At 67.0% G+C, this 21,414-nt stretch carries 17 protein-coding genes; 13 read left to right on the top strand and 4 right to left on the bottom strand.

Translation table 11 applies throughout. The annotated features are described in order from the left end of the window. Window positions 1–2 precede the first annotated feature (2 nt). The 13 genes from VHD82_RS34240 to VHD82_RS34180 all read left to right on the top strand — a co-directional run bounded on the left by VHD82_RS34240 (window position 3) and on the right by VHD82_RS34180 (window position 18,267). The gene (locus tag VHD82_RS34240) at window positions 3–839 is read left to right on the top strand and encodes an ABC transporter permease (protein ID WP_325713277.1); all 837 of its coding nucleotides are present in this window, start codon (window positions 3–5) and stop codon (window positions 837–839) included. Further along, complete coding sequence (locus tag VHD82_RS34235; RefSeq protein ID WP_325713275.1) at window positions 836–2,170, top strand: MCE family protein; 1,335 nt, start codon at window positions 836–838, stop codon at window positions 2,168–2,170. The genes VHD82_RS34240 and VHD82_RS34235 overlap by 4 nt, the downstream gene beginning before the upstream one ends. Beyond that, window positions 2,167–3,198 (top strand): MCE family protein, encoded by a 1,032-nt coding sequence (locus tag VHD82_RS34230; RefSeq protein ID WP_325713273.1) that lies wholly within the window; start codon window positions 2,167–2,169, stop codon window positions 3,196–3,198. The genes VHD82_RS34235 and VHD82_RS34230 overlap by 4 nt, the downstream gene beginning before the upstream one ends. Next, window positions 3,195–4,181: an MCE family protein gene (locus tag VHD82_RS34225; RefSeq protein ID WP_325713271.1), complete on the top strand. Its 987-nt coding sequence runs from the start codon at window positions 3,195–3,197 to the stop codon at window positions 4,179–4,181. The genes VHD82_RS34230 and VHD82_RS34225 overlap by 4 nt, the downstream gene beginning before the upstream one ends. Further along, entirely contained in the window at window positions 4,178–5,356 is a 1,179-nt protein-coding gene (locus VHD82_RS34220; protein WP_325713269.1) for an MCE family protein, read from the top strand. Before VHD82_RS34225 ends, VHD82_RS34220 begins: the two co-directional genes overlap by 4 nt. Further along, window positions 5,353–6,537 carry an MCE family protein gene (locus tag VHD82_RS34215; RefSeq protein WP_325713267.1) on the top strand — a complete coding sequence of 395 codons (1,185 nt, stop codon included), beginning with the start codon at window positions 5,353–5,355 and terminating at the stop codon, window positions 6,535–6,537. Before VHD82_RS34220 ends, VHD82_RS34215 begins: the two co-directional genes overlap by 4 nt. Continuing rightward, window positions 6,537–7,802, top strand: coding sequence for an MlaD family protein (locus VHD82_RS34210; protein WP_325713265.1), 1,266 nt, complete (start codon window positions 6,537–6,539; stop codon window positions 7,800–7,802). Before VHD82_RS34215 ends, VHD82_RS34210 begins: the two co-directional genes overlap by 1 nt. Window positions 7,803–7,838: 36 nt before the next feature. Next, window positions 7,839–8,498 (top strand): hypothetical protein, encoded by a 660-nt coding sequence (locus VHD82_RS34205; protein ID WP_414637616.1) that lies wholly within the window; start codon window positions 7,839–7,841, stop codon window positions 8,496–8,498. Window positions 8,499–8,526: 28 nt separating this feature from the next. Then, a complete protein-coding gene (locus VHD82_RS34200) occupies window positions 8,527–9,444 on the top strand; it encodes a hypothetical protein (protein WP_325713263.1) in 918 nt (305 codons plus the stop codon). A gap of 18 nt (window positions 9,445–9,462) precedes the next feature. Continuing rightward, window positions 9,463–9,999 (top strand): hypothetical protein, encoded by a 537-nt coding sequence (locus VHD82_RS34195; RefSeq protein WP_325713261.1) that lies wholly within the window; start codon window positions 9,463–9,465, stop codon window positions 9,997–9,999. Window positions 10,000–10,409: 410 nt separating this feature from the next. Beyond that, window positions 10,410–13,910, top strand: a complete 3,501-nt coding sequence (locus tag VHD82_RS34190; protein ID WP_325713259.1) for a DNA-directed RNA polymerase subunit beta — start codon at window positions 10,410–10,412, stop codon at window positions 13,908–13,910. A gap of 93 nt (window positions 13,911–14,003) precedes the next feature. Continuing rightward, on the top strand, window positions 14,004–17,915 hold the full coding sequence (locus VHD82_RS34185; RefSeq protein ID WP_325713257.1) for a DNA-directed RNA polymerase subunit beta': 3,912 nt from the start codon (window positions 14,004–14,006) through the stop codon (window positions 17,913–17,915). 199 nt (window positions 17,916–18,114) lie between these two features. Next, entirely contained in the window at window positions 18,115–18,267 is a 153-nt protein-coding gene (locus VHD82_RS34180) for a hypothetical protein (protein WP_325713255.1), read from the top strand. A 44-nt stretch (window positions 18,268–18,311) separates the two neighbouring features. On the opposite strand, the gene VHD82_RS34175 is transcribed toward VHD82_RS34180, so the two are convergent. The 4 genes from VHD82_RS34175 to VHD82_RS34160 are packed head-to-tail and all read right to left on the bottom strand — an operon-like array spanning window position 18,312 to window position 21,066. Beyond that, complete coding sequence (locus VHD82_RS34175; protein WP_325713253.1) at window positions 18,312–18,896, bottom strand: hypothetical protein; 585 nt, start codon at window positions 18,894–18,896, stop codon at window positions 18,312–18,314. A 20-nt stretch (window positions 18,897–18,916) separates the two neighbouring features. Beyond that, on the bottom strand, window positions 18,917–20,143 hold the full coding sequence (locus VHD82_RS34170) for a WXG100 family type VII secretion target (protein WP_325713251.1): 1,227 nt from the start codon (window positions 20,141–20,143) through the stop codon (window positions 18,917–18,919). Between the two features lie 3 nt (window positions 20,144–20,146). After that, window positions 20,147–20,515 (bottom strand): ESX-1 secretion-associated protein, encoded by a 369-nt coding sequence (locus VHD82_RS34165; RefSeq protein WP_325713249.1) that lies wholly within the window; start codon window positions 20,513–20,515, stop codon window positions 20,147–20,149. Then, window positions 20,515–21,066, bottom strand: coding sequence for a YbaB/EbfC family nucleoid-associated protein (locus tag VHD82_RS34160; RefSeq protein ID WP_325713248.1), 552 nt, complete (start codon window positions 21,064–21,066; stop codon window positions 20,515–20,517). The genes VHD82_RS34165 and VHD82_RS34160 overlap by 1 nt, the downstream gene beginning before the upstream one ends. Window positions 21,067–21,414: the final 348 nt, after the last annotated feature.

Genomic DNA, 21,414 nt, shown 5'->3' with positions numbered 1-21,414 from the left:
TCATGACGTTCGGCCAGAGCGCGAAGCGCATCGCGAATCGGCCCCTCGAAGTTCTCGACAACTTCGGGGACCAGATGTCGTTCTATGCCAGGGCGCTGGCGTGGACCCCGCGCACGATTCGCCGCTACACCAAGGAAGTGCTGCGGTTGCTGGCCGAGGTGAGCTTCGGCTCGGGTTCGCTGGCGGTGATCGGCGGCACGGTCGGCGTGATGATCGGGCTGACCCTGTTCACCGGTGTGCTGGTGGGCCTGCAGGGCTATTCGGCGCTGAACTCGATCGGCACCTCGGCCTTCACCGGTTTCCTCACCGCGTTCTTCAACACCCGCGAGATCGCGCCGCTGGTGGCCGGGCTCGCGCTGTCGGCCACCGTCGGCGCGGGATTCACCGCGCAGCTGGGCGCGATGCGGATCTCCGAGGAGATCGACGCGCTCGAGGTGATGGGCGTGCCGAGCCTGCCCTACCTGGTGACCACCCGGATCATCGCCGGGTTCGTCGCGGTCATCCCGCTCTACATCATCGGGCTGCTTTCGTCCTATTTGGCCTCGAGGCTCGTGGTGATCTATATCTACGGCCAGTCGGCAGGCACCTACGATCACTACTTCGATTTGTTCTTGCCACCGCAGGACGTCTTCTATTCATTTGTGAAAGTGCTGATATTCAGCGTCGTCATCATCCTGACCCACTGCTATTTCGGCTACCGTGCTTCCGGTGGCCCGGCCGGCGTCGGGGTGGCGGTGGGCCGCGCGGTGCGCCTGAGCATCGTGACCGTGGCGATCATCAACTTCTTCATCGGGTTCGCCATCTGGGGTACGAGCACGACGGTGAGGATCGCGGGATGAGGACGTTGCGACGCAGGCTGCTCGGCCTGCTGCTGATCGCGATCCTCGTCGGCGGGATCACGCTTTCCATCGCGATGTACAACCGCGCGTTCAGCTCGTTCGTCGACGTGAAGCTGGAGGCTTCCGACATCGGCAACCAGCTGCTCGAACAGTCCGACGTCAAGGTGCGCGGGCTGATCGTTGGCTCGGTGAAATCCATTTCGGCCACCAGCGACGGCGCGGAGCTGACCCTGGCGCTGGACCCGGAATCGGCGAAGCTGATCCCGTCGAACGTCTCCGCGCGGTTCCTGCCGAAGACGTTGTTCGGCGAACGCTATGTGTCGCTGGAGATCCCGCAGAACGCGTCGGCGACCACGCTGCAGAACGGTGATGTGATCCCCGAAGACCGTTCTTCCTCCGCCGTGCAGCTGTCCAAGGCGCTGGACGACCTGCTGCCGGTGCTGCAGGCGGTGCAGCCGCAGAAGCTGTCCACCACGCTCACCGCGATCTCCACCGCGTTGCAGGGCCGCGGCGACGAGCTCGGCCAGACGCTGAGCGACCTCGGCACCTACCTGAACGGGCTCAACCCGCACCTCGACGAGTTGCAGCACAACCTGAAGTCGCTGGCGAAGTTCTCCGGCAACCTCAGCGATTCCGCGCCCGATCTGGTGCAGACCCTGGACAACCTGTCCACCACGAGTAAGACCATTGTGGACGAACAACAGAACCTGCAGGCCTTGTACGGCAACGTGACCACCACTTCGCAGACCCTGGAGTCGTTCCTGCAGGCGAACGCGGGCAACCTGATCAGCCTGTCCGAGAGCGCCCGGCCCACCGCCGAGCTGCTCGCCAGGTACTCCCCGGAGTACCCGTGCTTCCTCGGGCAGATGGCCGACCTGGTGCCGCTGATCGACCAGGCGATGGGCAAGGGCACCAGCCAGCCCGGCCTGCACGCGACGATCGAGATCATCGACAGCCGCGGCGCGTACAAGGCGGGCCAGGACGAGCCGCGCTTCCAGGACGACCGCGGCCCGCGCTGCTACGACATCAAGGACTACCCGCAGCCCTTCCCGCAGTATCCGCCGGACGGCCCGATCAAGGACGGCAGCAAGCCCGGCCCGGGGTCCCGCGCGGTCAGTGACGGTCTGGTCCCGGCGAACACGGCGGCCGACGCGGGTGGCTACAACGGCGGCGGCACCACCGCGGGCAACCCGGTGAACTCGGCGGCCGAGACGGACTTCCTCGCGCAACTGGTCGGCCCGCAGATCGGCGTGGACCCGGACCAGATGCCGGGCTGGAGCGGGCTGCTGGTCGGCCCGCTCTACCGCGGGGCGGAGGTGACCGTGAAATGAGGGGCTTCGTCGCACCGCTGATCAAGTTGACCATCTTCATCGTGGTCACCGTGCTGTTCACCGCGGTACTCGGGATCAGCATCGCCAACATCAACACCAGCAGCACCAACACCTACAGCGCCCGGTTCACCGACGCGACCCTGGTGCTGGCCGGCGACGACGTGCGCATCGCCGGGGTGAAGGTGGGGCAGGTCAAGGACGTCAAGATCGTCGACAGGCGGCAGGCGCAGATCGACTTCGAGGTCGACTCGAACCGCTCGCTGCCGGCCAACGTGACCGCGACGATCAAGTACCGGAACCTGGTCGGCCAGCGGTATCTCTCGCTGTCGCAGGGCACCGGCGACGACACCCAGCAGCTCAAGCCGGGCACGACGATCCCGCTCGACCACACCACTCCGGCGCTGGACCTCGACGAGCTGTTCAACGGGTTCAAACCGCTGTTCACCGCGCTCAATCCGGACGACGTGAACAAGCTGTCCTACGAGATCATCCAGGTGCTGCAGGGCGAGGGCGGCACGATCGACAGCCTGTTGTCGCACACGGCCTCGCTGACCAGCACGATCGCACAGAAGGACCAGGTCATCGGCGAGGTGATCGACAACCTCAACAGCGTGCTGGACACCGTCAACGCGCACACCCCGCAGCTGAACACGCTGGTGATCAACCTGCAGCGGCTGGTGTCCGGGCTCGCCGCGGACCGGAAGCCGATCGGTGACGCGATCGACGCGCTCGGCGGGCTGGCCACCACCACCTCCGGGCTGCTGGAGCAGGTGCGTGACCCGCTGAAGAACGACATCGCGGCGCTCGGCGTGCTCAGCAACAACCTCAACGACAACCAGTCGCTGGTGGAGCACTTCATCCAGTACCTGCCGCAGAAGGCGACGACACTGACCAGCACCGCGGACTACGGCTCGTGGTTCAACTTCTTCCTGTGCTCGGCCAACGGCAGCGTCGCGCTCCCGCCGCTGATCAACGAGCCGATCAACGTGCCGATCGAGCCGGTGAACAGGGATCGGTGTGGCTCATGAAAAGCTTCCAGTCCCGCAATCCCGTGCCGATCGCCATCACCGGTCTCGTGCTGATGGTGCTGGGGCTCGTGGTCGCGCTGAACGCCGACGACCTGCCGATCATCGGCGCCGGCACGACGTACTCCGCCGACTTCACCGAAGCCGCGGGCCTCAAGTCCGACGACGAGGTCCGGGTCGCCGGGGTGAAGGTCGGCAAGGTGACCGGCGTCGAGCTGGACGGCGCGCAGGTGAAGGTGTCGTTCAAGGTCAAGGACGCCTGGCTGGGCGACCAGACCAGCGCCGCGATCAAGATCAAGACACTGCTCGGGCAGAAGTACCTCGCGCTGGATCCGGTGGGGGACAAGACGCTCGACCCCGGCACCACGATCCCGAAGGAACGCACGCTGGCGCCCTACGACGTGCTCGACGCGTTCCGGGACCTGTCGAACACCGTGGACCAGATCAACACACAGCAGCTGGCGCAGAGCTTCGACACGTTGTCCCAGACGCTGTCCGGCACGCCGACCGAGGTGAAGGGTGCGCTGTCCGGTCTGCAGCAGCTGTCCGACACGATCGCCAAACGCGACGGCCAGCTTTCCCAGCTGCTGAACAACACCAAGCAGATCAGCCAGACGCTGGCCGACCGTGATCAAGAACTGACCACGATCCTCAACGACGGCAACAAGTTGCTGGACGAGATCACCCAGCGCGAGCAGGCGATCTCGACCCTGCTGACCGGGGCGCAGACGCTTTCACAGCAGCTGCAGGGCCTGATCGACGACAACGACGGCCAGCTGGAGCCGGTGCTCACGTCGCTGGACCAGCTGACCGGGATGCTGCAGAACAACCAGGACGCGCTGGCACAGGGGATCGCGAAGTTCGCGCCCTACATCCGGGTGTTCACCAACACCGTCGGCAACGGGCACTGGTTCGACAACTACATCTGCGGCCTGGTCCTGCCGTCGATCGGCCCGATCAACGAAGAGGGGTGTAACCAGGGATGAGTAACACCCGCTTCGGACAGTCCCTCGCGCGCGGGATCGCGGTGGCCTGCGTGCTCGGCCTCATCGTCGCCGGGGCGCTCTGGTGGACCCTCAAGGACGCCGGGAAGAAACACATCACTGCGTATTTCCCCAGCGCGATCGGGCTCTACGTCGGCAACAGCGTGCGGGTGCTCGGGGTCGAGATGGGCACCGTCACCAAGGTGGAGCCGATGGGCGGCCAGGTCCGGGTGGACATGGAGTACGACCGCTCGGTGGCGCTGCCTGCCGACGTGCAGGCCGCGATCGTCGCGCCCTCACTGGTTTCCGACCGGTACGTGCAGTTCGCCCCGGCCTACACCGGCGGCAAGATCATCGACGACGGCGCTTCCGTCCCGGTGACCCGCACCGCGGTGCCCACCGAGGTCGACGACCTGTACTCCAGCCTCGACAAGATCAGCCAGTCGCTCGGGCCGAACGGGGTGAACGCGAACGGTTCGCTGTCGGACCTGCTGACCACCCTGGCCAAGAACATGGACGGCAACGGCCAGTCCCTGCACGACACGATCACCAAGCTGAGCCAGCTCTCGACCACGTTGTCGGGCAACAAGGACGACCTGTTCGCCACCATCCAGAACCTGGCGAACTTCTCCACGACGCTGGCGCAGAGCGACAGCCAGGTGCGCCAGTTCGAATCGCAGCTGGCCGACGTGAGCGGTTACCTCGACGGGGAGAAGCAGAACCTCGCCGCCACCGTGCAGCAGCTGGGCACCACGCTCGGCATGGTGCAGGACTTCATCGACAAACACCACGACCGGCTTCGGTCCAATGTGGACAAACTGGCGAGCGTCACCAAGGTGCTGGTGGACCAGCGCAGTGCGCTCGCCGAGATCCTGGACGTGGCGCCGGTCGGGCTCAGCAACGTGATCAACGCCTACAACGGGTCCTCGGGCACCCTGGACGCGCGGGCCAACATCAACGAGCTGACCCAGCCACCGCTGGTGATGGTGTGCTCGCTGCTGAAACAGGTCGGAAAGCTCAGCGCGGTGGGCAATCTGTGCGACTCCGTCGCGGGAATCGTGGACGGTGCGGTGAAACTGCCTTCGGTCGCGCAGACCGTGAACGCGTTGCAGAACGGCCAGCTGCCACCGCTGCCGCTGCCGTTCGTCGACCTGTACGGAACGGGGGTGTCGCAGTGAAAAAGCTCGCTCTCACCGCCGTCGGCGTCGCGGCCGCGCTCACCTTGAGCAGCTGTGGTTTCGGCGGTATCTACTCGGTTCCGCTGCCCGGCGGCGCCGACCTCGGCGACCACCCGTACACGGTCAAGGCGCAGTTCCAGGACGTGCTCGACCTGGTGCCCAAGTCCGGGGTGAAGGTCAACGAGGTCGCGGTCGGCCGGGTCGAGTCGATCGGGCTGACCCCGGACGGCTGGCACGCCGAGGTCACCATGCAGATCAACGGTGACGTGAAGCTTCCGGCGAACGCGCTGGCCAACATCCGCCAGTCGAGCCTGCTGGGGGAGAAGTACGTCGAGCTCGCCTCGCCCGGCCAGGACCTCGCGCAGGGCGCGCTGGCGAACAACGCCGAGATCCCGCTCGCGCGGACGAACCGCAGCGTGGACGTGGAAGAGGTGCTCGGCGCGCTGTCCATGCTGCTCAACGGCGGTGGCGTGGAGCAGATCAACACGATCACCAAGGAGCTCAACTCCGCGACCTCGGGCCGTGAACCGGACATCCGCAACCTGCTGGACAGCGCCGACCAGCTCGTGTCCACTTTGGACGCACAGTCGGCGGACATCACGCGCGCGCTGGACGGGCTGAACAGGCTGTCCTCCACGCTCAACAACCAGAAGGACCAGCTCGCCGGTGCCATCGACAACCTCGGCCCCGGCCTTGCCGTGCTGGAACAGCAGCGCGGCCAGTTCGTGACGATGCTGGAGGCACTGCAGAACCTCTCGGGGGTCACGGTCGACACGATCAACAAGAGCCAGGACGACCTGGTGGCCGACCTGCGCGCGCTGCTGCCGACGCTGCAGAAGCTGGGTGAGGCCGGTTCGGACCTGCCGAAGTCGCTGGAACTGTTGCTGACGTACCCCTTCACCGACTCGGCGTTGCAGGGCGCGAAGGGCGACTACTTCAACCTCTACGCGAACATCGACCTGAACCTCAAGGACGTCCTCGACAACCTGGGCCGTAGCCGGAACAACCCGTTGGCCGGGGCGCTGCCGGACAGCCTCGGTCTTTCCGGTGGGACGCCGTCGACGGCCGCGAACACCACTCCGCCGCTGCCACTGGCCACCGGGCAGAGCTCGCAGAGCGCCGGTACCGGGCAGCAGACCGGTGTCGCGGGGATCTTCGGCCTGCTGGCGGGAGGTGCCTGATGCTGGTACGCAGGACGAAACTCCAGCTGATCGCGTTCCTGGTGATCTCCGTGGTCGCCATCGTGTACGCGCTGATCCGGTTCGCCGGGCTGGGCCAGGTGTTCGGGCAGACCGGATACACGGTGAAGCTGGAGCTGACCCAGTCGGGCGGGATCTTCACCGGGGCCGAGGTGACCTACCGCGGCTACAACATCGGCAAGGTCGGGCAGTTGCACCTGACGGCGCAGGGTCTCGAAGCCGAGCTGAACATCGACCCGGACACCCCCAACGTGCCTGCCGACCTGCAGGCCGTGATCGCGGACCGCTCGGCGGTCGGTGAGCAGTTCGTGGATCTGCGCCCCGCCGGCGAAAGCGGGCCGTACCTGCACGCGGGTTCGGTGATCGGTGCGGACAAGGCCAAGACGCCGATCAGCACCGAACAGGTCGTCAGCGATCTGGACGGGCTGGCGCAGTCGGTGCCGACCGACGCGCTGCGCACCGTCGTCGACGAGTCGTACAACGCCTTCAACGGCACCGGGACCGATCTCCAGGTGCTACTGGACACCGTGCGGGACTTCACCAAGTCCGCACAGGACAACCTGCCGCGGACCGTGCAGCTGCTCGACGAGGGCGGCAAGGTGCTCGACACGCAGAACGCCGAGGCGTCCAACCTGGCCGAGTTCAGCAAGAACCTGAACTCCCTGTCGGCGACGCTGAAGAGTTCCGACGGCGATCTGCGGAAGCTGATCGAGGTGACCCCGCAGGCCTCGTCGGTGCTCAACCAGTTGATCACCGACACCGGGCCGGGGCTGGGCGAGCTGTTCGCCAACCTGCTCACGACTTCGAACCTGCTGGTCACCCGGCAGAACAACATCTCGCAGGTGCTGGTGAGCTACCCGGTGCTGGCGGTCGGCGCGCGCAGCGTGGTGCCGGGCGACGGCACCGCGCACCTCGGGCTGGTGCTCAACCTGTTCAACCCGCCGGCCTGCACCAAGGGCTACATCGGGACCGATCAGTACCGCGCCGGGACCGATACCTCGGCGCGGACGCCGGACTTCAACGCGTACTGTGCGGAACCCACGGGCAGTCCGATCGACGTCCGCGGCGCGCAGAACGCGCCGTACAACGGTGTGCCGGTGGCGCCGAGCCAGGAGCAGCTGGCCGACAGCTCGGACCGGCCGCAGCAGGAACTGGCGGAGATGGCGGCGGCGGGCACGCCCGGCGTCACCGGTTCACCGGCGGTGTCGATCAACAGCCTGTCCTCGTTGCTGGGTCTGCCCGGCTGACGTGGACGAAACAACATCTCTCTACTCTGGAGTGTTATGAGTTCGGACGAGGCCTCGGAGAAGCCGGCCGAGGACGCACCGGCATCGGCCGAAGAGCCGGAGCAGGACGCCGGGCAAGCGGACGAGCAGGCTGCGGACGCCACCGACGCCGAAGCCGCCGGGCCGGCGCCCTCGTCGGGAGACGGCAGCCGATACCTGGTGCTGGGCACGGCCACCCTGGCCGCCGCGGCGCTGATCGTGGCCGCCGTGTTCGGGATCCAGTGGTGGTCGGCCTCCGGCGACGACAACCTCGCACTGGCACAGGCGAGAGACGACGTCGTGAAGGCCGGCACGGTGGCGGTCAAGGCGTACACCGAGCTGGACTACACCAACCCGGACGCCTACTTCCAGAAGCAGATCGACGTCTCGACCACCGATCTGCAGACCCAGCTGAAGAACTCCGAACAGACCTACCGCCAGGCGATGACCGACGCGAAGACGAAGGTCGCCACCACGGTGCAGGACATCGGCGTCGAGGAGCTCGACGTGCACGAGGGCAAGGCCAGTTTCCTGGCGGCGATCAGCACCCTGGTGACGAAGGAGGGCCAGCAGCCGGTAGTGAAACCGCTGCGGCTGGAGGTCCAGATGACCCGGGTCGGCACGGACTGGAAGGTCTCGTCGATCGGGTCGGTTCCGCTCGTGAGCAGCGGACAGTAAACGCGCGTCGTAGCAAGGGAGTTTCGTCTTGCCATCCAGCTCTCCCCGCCGGCCGCAGCAGCCGGGCCGCCGGCCCAAGGTCGCCGGCCTGCGCCGTCCGTCGCCGAGTCCGCGCCCGCGGCCGGAACCGGAAGCCCAGACCGACGTCGTCGATTCCCCGGCGGCGCCCGAGATCGAGGACGACACCCTGGTCCCGGAGGCCACCGAGGAGACCGAGGTCGCCGAGGAGCCGGCCCGGCCGAGCCCGCGCCGGAAGAGCCGGGACACCGGCACGCCCAAGCCGGTCGACTTCGACGAGGCCGAGGCGTCCGTCGCGGTACCGGCGGACGAGGACGAGGAGCCGGCCGGGAGGCCGGAACGCCGTCCCCGCAACCGTTTCGTGCTCGCCGGCGCGCTGTTCGGCCTCGCGCTGGTGCTCATCGGTTTCGCGGTGTGGTTCAAGATCGAGGACAACAAGCTCGCGGCGGCCACCTCGAACACGGCACTGCTGGACGTGGCCCGCACCTCGCAGGTGAACCAGGCCGCCACCAGCGCCGCCGAGACGCTGTTCTCCTACGACTTCAACAACATCGCCAAGACCCAGAACGCGGCGAACGACCTGCTGCTCAACGACGACGTCAAGGCGAAGTACAACAGCCTGATGGGCGAGGTCGAGCGGCTCGCGCCGCAGCAGAAGATCGTCGTGACGGTGAAGGCCAGCCGCAGCGCGGTGGTCTCGCTGGAGGGTGATCTGGCCAGGGTGATGGTGTTCGTCGACCAGACGGCCACTCGCACCGACCAGAACCAGACCTCCAGCGGCAGCGCCCAGCTGTACCTGAACATGCAGTACGTCGACGGCAAGTGGAAAGTGTCCTCGCTGAACACCTACAGCGCCGAAACGCCGGCCCCGACGACCACTCCGGCGCCCAGCACCACGGCCGCGCCGCCGGCGTCGACCACGCGCTGAGGCGCCGCGGGCAGATCGATGGGGGACCCGTACCGCGGCGCGGTCAGCTGGGACAGCCGCGGGGACGAGAAGATCGGCGTCTTCCACCCCGGCCACATCGGGCTGTTCCGGGTGCACGTCGGTGGCCTGCGCAAGCTCGCGCTCGACAGGCTCGCCGAGCACGCCGACGGGCCGCGGGTGCAGCTGGACAGGCGCTTGGACGCGGTCCTGTGGACGAGGCGGTTCGGCGAGAACACCCCGGCCGCGCCGGAGCTGGACATGCTGATCCCGGCGGCCGACCGGCTGGGCGCGCTGCTCGGGCTGCTGCCGTCCGAGGGCGGCGTCGTCGTGTTGCGAGGCTGGCCGGAGCGCTACCTGATGGGCACGGTCGCGCTCGACGTGAAGGTGGCGATCGAGGCGTGGCTGCGTTCCTGGCGACTGGGTGAACTCGTGGACGACGTGCCCTGCCCGGACGAGGCCACGCAGCTGCTGTGGGAACGGCAGTGTCACTGGCTGCAGGAGCAGATAATCACGCCGCTGCGGCCCCAGCCGCAGACCGCTCCAGAGCCCCTTTGAGTCGTCCGGCGGCCCTCCCTCGAGCTGGGATGATCATCGAAAACCGCAGGTCGGAGAGCTCGGATCACCCGGTGTGCCCACGCCGCGCACATTGCGCCAACCGGCGGGTTGAGGGCGTGGCATCTTGACTCTGGGCCGCCGGAGGGTCACGCTTACTGGCAACGGCGACGCCCTTGCGGGAGGGCGAAGTTGGAGGCATACCTGAAGACGTCGTGATCGAGGTCTGGGCCCCGTCGGGAGACCCCCTCGACAGAACGTGTCGTTCGGGCTAGACTGCTTCTTTGCGCTGCCCTCTTTCAGGCTGCCCGGGCACGGCAGTTAGGATAGTGGGCACCACGGCACCCTTGACAGTCGCATTAGTAGTTGCTAACGCGGCTGCTCACCGCTCATTGTCCCCGGAAGGACGCATCTTGGCAGTCTCTCCCGCGAACCAGGCCACTGCTGCGACCACCTCGTCTGTACCTGCCTCGAACAACACGGGAATCCCCGGAGCCCCCAAACGGGTCTCCTTCGCGAAGATCCGCGAACCGCTGACCACCCCCAATCTGCTGGACGTGCAGATCAGGTCCTTCGAATGGTTCACCGGTGACGAGAAGTGGTTCGAGCGCCGCGTCGAAGAAGGAGAAGAGAACCCGACCGGCGGCCTCGAAGAGGTCCTCAACGAGATCTCCCCGATCGAAGACTTCCAGGGGACGATGTCGCTGTCTTTCTCCGACCCGCGCTTCGACGAGGTCAAGGCCTCCGTCGAGGAGTGCAAAGACAAAGACATGACGTACGCGGCCCCGCTGTTCGTGACCGCGGAGTTCGTGAACAACAACACCGGCGAGATCAAGAGCCAGACGGTCTTCATGGGTGACTTCCCCGTGATGACCGACAAGGGCACCTTCGTCATCAACGGCACCGAGCGTGTCGTGGTGTCGCAGCTGGTCCGCTCGCCGGGTGTCTACTTCGACCAGGCCATCGACAAGACGACCGACAAGGACGTCTTCAGCGTCAAGATCATCCCGAGCCGTGGCGCATGGCTCGAGTTCGACGTGGACAAGCGCGACACCGTCGGCGTGCGTATCGACCGCAAGCGCCGCCAGCCGGTCACCGTGCTGCTGAAGGCGCTGGGCTGGACCACCGAGCAGATCCGCGAGCGCTTCCACTTCTCCGAGACCCTGCTGGCCACCCTGGAGAAGGACCACACCGCGGGCACCGACGAGGCCCTGCTGGACATCTACCGCAAGCTGCGCCCTGGCGAGCCGCCGACGAAGGAGAGCGCGCAGACCCTGCTGGAGAACCTGTTCTTCAAGGACAAGCGCTACGACCTGGCCAAGGTCGGCCGCTACAAGGCCAACAAGAAGCTGGGCCTTTCGCTGCCGTACGAAACCGGCACGCTCACCGAAGAGGACATCGTCACCACCATCGAGTACCTCGTCCGGCTGCACGCCGGTGAGGACAAGATGCAGGCCGGGGACCAGACCATCCCGGTCGAGGTCGACGACATCGACCACTTCGGAAATCGCCGTATCCGGACCGTCGGCGAGCTGATCCAGAACCAGATCCGGGTCGGCCTGTCCCGGATGGAGCGCGTGGTCAAGGAGCGGATGACCACCCAGGACGTCGAGGCGATCACGCCGCAGACCCTGATCAACATCCGCCCCGTCGTGGCTGCGATCAAGGAGTTCTTCGGCACCTCGCAGCTGTCGCAGTTCATGGACCAGAACAACCCGCTGTCCGGGCTGAGCCACAAGCGCCGGCTGAACGCGCTCGGCCCCGGTGGTCTGTCCCGTGAACGCGCCGGCATGGAGGTCCGCGACGTCCACCCGTCGCACTACGGCCGGATGTGCCCGATCGAGACGCCGGAAGGCCCGAACATCGGCCTGATCGGTTCGCTGTGCTCGTTCGCGCGGGTCAACCCGTTCGGTTTCATCGAGACCCCGTACCGCAAGGTCGTCGAGGGCAAGGTCACCGACCAGATCGACTACCTGACCGCCGACGAGGAAGATCGCTTCGTCAAGGCGCAGGCCAACGCGCCGCTGACCGAGGACCAGTACTTCGCCGAAGACCGCGTGCTGGTCCGCCGGAAGGGCGGCGAGGTCGAGCTGATCGACCCGATGGACGTGGACTACATGGACGTGTCGCCGCGCCAGATGGTCGCGGTCGCCACCTCGATGATCCCGTTCCTCGAGCACGACGACGCCAACCGTGCGCTGATGGGCGCGAACATGCAGCGCCAGGCGGTGCCGCTGCTGCGCAACCAGGCGCCGCTGGTCGGCACCGGTGTGGAGCTGCGTGCCGCGGTCGACGCCGGTGACGTGCTGGTCGCCGAGCAGTCCGGTGTGGTCGAGGAGCTTTCCGCCGACCTGATCACGGTCATGCACGACGACGGCACCCGCAAGAGCTACGGGCTGTACAAGTTCCGCCGCACCAACCACGGCACCTGCTTCAACCACCGGCCGATCGTGAACGAGGGCGACCGGGTGGAGAAGGGCCAGGTCATCGCGGACGGGCCGTCCACGGAGAACGGCGAAATGGCGCTGGGCAAGAACCTGCTCGTCGCCGTCATGCCGTGGGAGGGCCACAACTACGAAGACGCGATCATCCTCTCCGAGCGGCTCGTGCAGGACGACGTGCTCACCTCGATCCACATCGAGGAGCACGAGATCGACGCGCGGGACACCAAGCTCGGTGCCGAGGAGATCACCCGGGACATCCCGAACGTCTCCGAAGAGGTGCTCGCCGACCTGGACGAGCGCGGCATCATCCGGATCGGTGCCGAGGTCCGCGACGGCGACATCCTGGTCGGCAAGGTCACGCCCAAGGGTGAGACGGAGCTGACCCCGGAGGAGCGCCTGCTCCGCGCGATCTTCGGGGAGAAGGCCCGCGAAGTCCGCGACACCTCGCTCAAGGTGCCGCACGGCGAGACCGGCAAGGTCATCGGCATCCGGGTGTTCTCCCGCGAGGACGACGACGAGCTGCCCCCGGGCGTCAACGAGCTGGTCCGCGTGTACGTGGCGCAGAAGCGCAAGATCCAGCCGGGCGACAAGCTCGCCGGCCGCCACGGCAACAAGGGCGTCATCGGCAAGATCCTGCCCGCCGAGGACATGCCGTTCATGGAGGACGGCCAGCCGGTCGACATCGTGCTGAACACCCACGGTGTGCCGCGACGGATGAACATCGGCCAGATCCTCGAACTGCACCTCGGCTGGCTCGCCTCGCAGGGGTGGAAGGTCGAGGGCAGCCCGGACTGGGCGAAGAGCCTGCCTGCCGAGCTCTACGACGTGGACCCCGGCACGAACACCGCGACCCCGGTGTTCGACGGTGCCAAGGAAGAGGAGCTCACCGGCCTGCTGGCCTCGACCAAGCCGAACCGCGACGGCGACCGGCTGGTCCAGCCGGACGGCAAGGCGGTTCTGCTGGACGGCCGTTCCGGCGAGCCGTTCCCGTACCCGGTGGCCGTCGGCTACATGTACATCCTGAAGCTGCACCACCTGGTCGACGACAAGATCCACGCTCGCTCCACCGGCCCGTACTCGATGATCACGCAGCAGCCGCTGGGTGGTAAGGCGCAGTTCGGTGGCCAGCGCTTCGGTGAGATGGAGTGCTGGGCGATGCAGGCCTACGGCGCGGCCTACACGCTGCAGGAGCTGCTGACGATCAAGTCGGACGACGTGGTCGGCCGCGTGAAGGTGTACGAGGCGATCGTCAAGGGCGAGAACATCCCGGACCCGGGTATCCCCGAGTCGTTCAAGGTGCTGTTGAAGGAGCTGCAGTCGCTCTGCCTCAACGTGGAGGTCCTGTCCTCCGACGGTGCGGCGATCGAGATGCGCGACTCCGACGACGAGGACCTCGAGCGCGCCGCCGCCAACCTCGGCATCAACCTGTCCCGCAACGAGTCGCCCTCGGTGGACGACGTCGTGCAATGACCTCGCCACCCGGCCGGGTCCACACCTCCCGCGTGGGCCCGGCCGGGTAGCCGGCCTCGTTAGCCACCTCTATCTCCAAGGGGATGCAACCGCGTGTTGGACGTCAATTACTTCGATGAGCTCCGCATCGGCCTCGCCACCGCCGACGACATCCGTCAGTGGTCCTTCGGCGAGGTGAAGAAGCCGGAGACCATCAACTACCGCACGCTCAAGCCCGAGAAGGACGGCCTCTTCTGCGAGAAGATCTTCGGCCCCACCCGGGACTGGGAGTGCTACTGCGGTAAGTACAAGCGGGTCCGCTTCAAGGGCATCATCTGCGAGCGCTGTGGTGTCGAGGTGACCCGTGCCAAGGTGCGGCGCGAGCGGATGGGCCACATCGAGCTGGCCGCTCCGGTCACCCACATCTGGTACTTCAAGGGTGTTCCCTCCCGCCTCGGCTACCTGCTGGACCTGGCGCCGAAGGACCTCGAGAAGATCATCTACTTCGCGGCCTACGTGATCACGGGCGTGAACAGCGAGCTGCGGCACAACGACCTGCCCACGCTCGAGAACGAGATCGGTGTCGAGCGCAAGAACATCGAGACCAAGCGCGACTCCGACATCGAGGCCCGCGCGCAGAAGCTCGAGGCCGACCTGGCCCAGCTGGAGGCCGAGGGCGCGAAGTCCGACGCCCGCCGCAAGGTCAAGGAGGGCGGCGAGCGCGAGATGCGCCAGCTCCGCGACCGGGCTCAGCGTGAGCTGGACCGGCTCGAGGAGATCTGGACCACCTTCACCAAGCTCGACGCGCGCCAGCTGATCGCGGACGAGCAGCTCTACCGCGAGCTGTTCGACCGCTACGGCGAGTACTTCACCGGTGGCATGGGCGCCGAGGCGATCCAGAAGCTGGCCACCGAGTTCGACGTGGCCGCCGAGGCGGACAACCTGCGCGACACCATCCGCAACGGCAAGGGGCAGAAGAAGCTCCGCGCACTCAAGCGGCTCAAGGTCGTGGCGGCCTTCCAGGCCACCGGCAACGACCCGCGCGGCATGGTGCTCGACGCCGTTCCGGTCATCCCGCCGGACCTGCGCCCGATGGTGCAGCTCGACGGTGGCCGGTTCGCCACGTCCGACCTCAACGACCTGTACCGCCGGGTGATCAACCGGAACAACCGGTTGAAGCGGCTGATCGACCTCGGCGCGCCCGAGATCATCGTCAACAACGAGAAGCGGATGCTGCAGGAGGCCGTCGACGCGCTGTTCGACAACGGCCGCCGTGGCCGCCCGGTCACCGGTCCCGGTAACCGGCCGCTGAAGTCGTTGTCCGATCTGCTCAAGGGCAAGCAGGGCCGGTTCCGCCAGAACCTGCTCGGCAAGCGCGTGGACTACTCGGGCCGTTCGGTCATCATCGTCGGCCCGCAGCTGAAGCTGCACCAGTGCGGTCTGCCCAAGGACATGGCGCTGGAGCTGTTCAAGCCCTTCGTGATGAAGCGGCTGGTCGACCTGAACCACGCGCAGAACATCAAGTCCGCCAAGCGGATGGTGGAGCGCGCCCGGCCCGCGGTGTGGGACGTGCTGGAAGAGGTCATCACCGGGCACCCGGTGCTGCTCAACCGTGCACCGACCCTGCACCGCCTCGGTATCCAGGCCTTCGAGCCGCAGCTGGTGGAAGGCAAGGCCATCCAGCTGCACCCGCTGGTCTGCGAGGCGTTCAACGCGGACTTCGACGGTGACCAGATGGCGGTGCACCTGCCGCTGTCGGCCGAGGCGCAGGCCGAGGCCCGGATCCTGATGCTGTCGGCGAACAACATCCTCTCGCCGGCGTCGGGCCGCCCGCTGGCCATGCCCCGTCTGGACATGGTGACGGGTCTGTTCCACCTGACGCGCCTCGACGAGAACGCGATCGGTGCCGGGCAGGCGTACTCCTCGCCGGCCGAGGCCATCATGGCCTACGACCGCAAGGCGCTGAGCCTGCACGCCCCGATCAAGATCCGGATCAACGACCGGCAGCCCGCCAAGGCCGACGAGGCTCGGCTCGCGGAGAAGGGCTGGGAGCCCGGTCAGATGTGGCTGGCCGAGACCAGCCTCGGCCGGGTGCTGTTCAACGAGCTGCTGCCGCCGGACTATCCGTTCGTGAACGAGCCGATGCCGAAGAAGCGGCAGGCCGCGATCGTGAACGACCTGGCCGAGCGGTACTCGATGACGCAGGTCGCGCAGACCCTGGACCGGCTCAAGGACGCCGGCTTCTACTGGGCCACCCGCTCCGGGGTGACGGTGTCGATCACCGACGTGGTCGTGCCGCCGGAGAAGAAGGAGATCCTGGACCAGTACGAGGCCAAGGCCGACCAGGTCGAGAAGCGCTACCAGCGTGGTCAGCTCTCGCACGCCGAGCGCAACAACGAACTGGTCAAGGTGTGGAGCCAGGCGACAGACGACGTCGCCAAGGTCATGGAGGACCACTTCCCCGAGACGAACCCGATCTCCGTGATCGTGAAGTCCGGGGCGGCGGGCAACATGACCCAGGTCCGTTCGCTGGCCGGGATGCGTGGTCTGGTGTCGAACCCGAAGGGTGAGTACATCCCGCGCCCGATCAAGGCGAACTTCCGTGAGGGCCTGTCGGTGGCCGAGTACTTCATCGCCACCCACGGTGCCCGGAAGGGTCTGGCCGACACCGCGCTGCGTACCGCCGACTCGGGTTACCTGACCCGGCGTCTGGTGGACGTCTCGCAGGACGTCATCGTCCGTGAGGTCGACTGCGGCACCAGCCGTGGCATCAACATGGCGATCGGCGAGGACCTCGGCGACGGCAAGATCGTGCGCACGCAGCACGTCGAGACCGCTGCCTACGCCCGCACGCTGGCCACCGACGCCACGGACGCCCAGGGCAATGTTGTGCTCAACGCCACCGACGACCTCGGTGACCCCGCGATCGAGAAGCTGATTTCCAGCGGGATCCTCAAGGTCAAGGTCCGCAGCGTGCTGACCTGCGAGTCCGCCGTGGGTGTGTGTGCGACCTGCTACGGCCGCTCGATGGCCACCGGCAAGCTGGTGGACGTCGGCGAGGCCGTCGGTATCGTCGCCGCGCAGTCCATCGGTGAGCCCGGTACCCAGCTGACGATGCGTACCTTCCACCAGGGTGGTGTCGCCGGTGACGACATCACCACGGGTCTGCCGCGTGTCACGGAGCTGTTCGAAGCCCGTGTCCCGAAGGGCAAGGCGCCGATCGCCGACGTCGATGGCCGGGTGCGCATCGAGGAGAGCGAGCGGTTCTGGAAGATCACGCTGATCCCGGACGACGGTGGCGAGGAGATCGTCTTCGACAAGCTGTCGAAGCGTCAGCGCCTTGCCAACACCCCGACCGGGCCGCTGGCGGACGGCGACCACGTGTCGGTCGGCCAGCTGCTGCTGGAAGGCACGCCGGACCCGCACGAGGTGCTGCGCGTGATGGGGCCCCGCGAGGCGCAGATGCACCTGGTGGACGAGGTCCAGAAGGTGTACCGGGCCCAGGGTGTGTCGATCCACGACAAGCACATCGAGGTCATCGTCCGGCAGATGCTGCGCCGGGTCACGATCATCGACTCCGGTTCGACCGACTTCCTGCCTGGTGAGCTCCCCGAGCGCACCAAGTTCGAGGCGACGAACCGGGCCGCGGTGGCCGAGGGCGGCGAGCCGGCTTCGGGTCGTCCGGTGCTGATGGGCATCACGAAGGCCTCGCTGACCACGGACTCGTGGCTGTCCGCGGCGTCGTTCCAGGAGACCACGCGTGTCCTGACCGACGCGGCGATCAACGGCCGCAGCGACAAGCTCGTGGGCCTCAAGGAGAACGTGATCATCGGTAAGCTGATCCCGGCCGGTACCGGCATCAACCGGTACCGCAACATCCAGGTGCAGCCGACCGAGGAGGCCAGGGTGGCCGCGTACGCCATCCCGTCCTACGACGACGGTTACTACACGCCGGACGTGTTCGGCACGGGTACCGGCGCCGCTGTCCCGCTCGACGACTACGACTTCGGTCGCGACTTCCGCTGATCGCTTCGTAGCCTCGAAGGCCCTGGGATGCCTCCCGCATCCCAGGGCCTTCGTTTTTGCCCGGTTTGCGAGCGTTCCCGGTTCGGGAAGGGGCTTTCGGCACCCGTTTCGCTTTCGGAAGGGGCTCGCGTGCCGCCGGGGGACTGTGGGTAGCGTGTCGCGCGGGAGGTTCACGCGTACGCGAAATGAGGAGGGCGTTGTGAACACTGACGAGAACACGAGCCAGGAAGAGGCTCCGAAGACCGGCGGCAGGCACGCCGCGCCGGAGGGCGCTCCGCGGCACCCGGCGATCGACCTGTCCCGGGACCCGAACCCGGGCAAGCCTGATCACGCCAAGCAGGACGAAGAGTGATCTCATGAAGGAGGTCCCGGTTTCGGCCGGGGCCTCCTTCACGTTCAGTCTGCCGTCAACTCATCGAGGACGCGCAGCAGCCGTTTCCGGCGCAGGTCGCCCCGCCAGCTGATCGACCGGATGCCGGAGCCTTCCTGGAGCACGTCGTCCCTGACCTCGGGTTTGCGATTCCGGGCCCAGTCGGAGAAATCGAGGTAGAGCGCCATCGGGTCGCCGTTGAGCGACGCACCCCGGTTCCGGTCGTGGAAGCCGTCGAAGGGCCGGTCCGACAAGGCCGTGCTCACGCACGAGTAGCTGGTGGTGTTGGCCTCCCACTGCCCGCGGCTCGCGTCGAAGCTGTCGCCCTTGCGGACGGAGATCTGCACCCCGTGCACCGGCCGTCCGCGATAACGCCCGAGGAACTCGATATCGGTGTCCGGCAGCGGAACCTCCCAGCCCTGCCCACCGTCACCGGGTAGGTCACGAGGGGCGCGCCGTTGTCGTTTCCGGACCCGCCAGCCGTGCTCCTGCGCGAGCCGCGGCAGCTGGATCCACCGGAATACGAACGGCATCGCCAACGAGCACACCATCCACGCCAGCAGCGGCACGAGGATGACCAGCCCCAGCACACCGCCGACCTCGAAGCTCATCTGGTTTCCTCCGGCCTGGTTCAGAAGTTCAGGTCGTCGCTGGTTTCCTCGGGCGTCTGATCCCCGCCGGTTTCCCCGTAGCCCGCTGCTTTGTCCACATTGGACCCGTGTTTCGCGACCTTGCCCGCTGCGTCGACACCCAGCTGTGTCTTGCCTTTGACGGTGCCCGGGACCTCGATTTCGCCCTTCTTGTTGACCAGGCCGCCGAGGCCCACCGTGTTGAGGCCCGCCTTCTTCCCCGTTGTGCCAAAGGATTTGCCCGCACCGTCGTAGGCCCGCTTGCCGACCATGCCGCCCTCGGCGCTGTTCAGCCGCGTTCCCCAGTCGGCGTTCTTCCCGGCTTCCTTGGCACTCTGCGATTCGAGCTTCGCCAGACCGCTCTGCATCGCCTTGGTGTCCATGATCTGCTTGAAGTTGCCCTTCCACTTCCCGAAGAAGTCCTTGAGCTTCACCAGGAAGTTCTTGACGGTGTCCAGCAGTTCCTTGAGCTTCTGCACGTAGCGGCTGACCTTCGAACCGGTCTGCGCCGCACGCACCCCGGTCGCCGTGCCCGCCGCGGCCGTCGAGCCGCCACAGGTCGGCACCGCGGCGGCGAGCGCGGGAATCCAGATCATGATCAGCCAGGTGATCAGCTCGGTCAGGATGGCCTTGATGAACTCCTCGATCACCTGCATGACCATGCTGGAGATCTGCAGCAGCTGCGCGATGTCCCCGGACTGGCCGGCGATCCCGTCGATGCCCTCGGCGAACTGCGCGAGCTTCGTGGCGGCGGCGTCGGCCGCGTCGCCATCCCAGTTCGCCAGCGAAGCCTGTGCCTCCTGGACGAACTTTTGGCTGTATTGCTGCAATCCCGTGCCGATCGCGCCGAAGTTCCCGGCCGCGGCCGCCAGTGCCGGGCCGTCTCCGCTGACGAAGTGGATCGCGTCCTGCAACGGCTGCACGACGGTCATCAGGAAGTTGAGGCCCTGCCCGACGAGCCAGCCGACCGGATCCGTCGCGATGCTGGAGACGCTCATGCAGGAACTGACGAAACCCGCCGCGCTGCCGGCGATCCCCGCGATCTCGCCGCCCGAGACCTGCCCGTCGGCCAGCGCGCCCTTGACGGTGTTGAAGGTGCCGTAGCCGCTGCCCAGCGGTCCGGGCAGCGCCGAAAGCATCGTGTTGGTGTCGGTGTTGACGAAGCCGGGATCCTGCCGCTTCTTGATGCTGATCCCGCTCTGCTGCCCGGTGATCGTCTCGTCGCCCATGGGTCAGTTGCCCTCGGGCGCTGGGCCCATCGACGGCGTGCGGACGGGCGCTGGGGCCTCCAGCAGATTCAGGATCTGGCCGAGCAGTTGCTTGCTGTCGTCCTCGTGCTGTTCGTACGCGTCCGCGGCGGCGGTGAACTTCTGGCTTGCGGCCTGCAGGCCGGTGCCCATCTCGATCAGCAGGTCCTGCAGATCGCCGAGCATGCCGGTGTACTTCTCCTTCACGAACAGGCCGACGACGCCCCACGACTTGTCCCCGACGTCGGACTGGCCGACCAGCCCCGAGATCTCCTTCGGCACGGCGACGTCACCATCGAGCTTCCCGGCGTACTCGCGCAGCGCCGCCACGACCACGGCGTGTCCCGTACCCATCAGCGGTCCTCCTCGTCGTAGAGGTTGAGGAAACGGCCTTCCGCGCGGTCGTTCCCGCTGGTTGGAGGCGCCGGGCGGGGCTGCGGTTCCGGCCTGCGGAGAACGTTCTCGTGCGAAAAGTCCTCCGGACGGCTCTCGGCCGGTTCGTCTTCCATCGACGCCCGCAGCTGCTCGGGCGACGTGCCGAACAGCTCGGCCTGCGTTTCCAGCACCTGGTCGAGCAGGTTCATCCCGTCGCCGAGGTGCGCCTCCACCGTCTTCGCCTGTTTGCGGGCCGCGTCGGCGACCGCGCGCTGGAGCGTGGACATCACGGACGCGGACAGCGTTTGCGCGGACTGGCGCAGCGCGCTTTCGGCGAACCTGATGTCCCTGATCGCGCCGCCGGGCCCGGCGACGACGGTGACCCCGCCGTCCGGCGACGTGGCCGTCGCTTCCAGTTCGCTGATCTCCTGCCGCATCCCGTCGACGTCCGAGAGCTGTTCGTCGACGTGCCGGAGCTTGGTCTGGAACTGCTCGAACTGAGCGACGAGCTGGTCGAACTCGGCCGACACGCTGCCTCCCGATGGTTGGCCGGCTGGGGTGCCTCCATGATGACCGAAAGCGTGCGAATCCGGGGCGAACCGGGTGAAATCCACCGACGGTGGTCACTCATCCGGGTTGGGAATGAACTGTCGTCGCCATTCGTTGCACAGGTCGGCGGGAACCGCCCGGCTCGCGAGAATCCTCCGGTCCGGCCCCGGATTCCGCTAAGATGGAAAGCTGAGCCACTCGCCCCTGCCCTGATGCAGGGCCATAGCCGACCCCCGCTGTCGGCCGGTCCGAAACGGGCGGGTATCTTTGACGACTGTGCCCGGCACGCGCTGGGCCGCTCTGCGTGCCATTCGGCTCGCTGTGCTTTT

The organism is Amycolatopsis sp. (assembly GCF_035546795.1).
GTDB lineage: Bacteria > Actinomycetota > Actinomycetes > Mycobacteriales > Pseudonocardiaceae > Amycolatopsis_E.
This window is presented reverse-complemented; position numbering and strand designations above follow the sequence as displayed.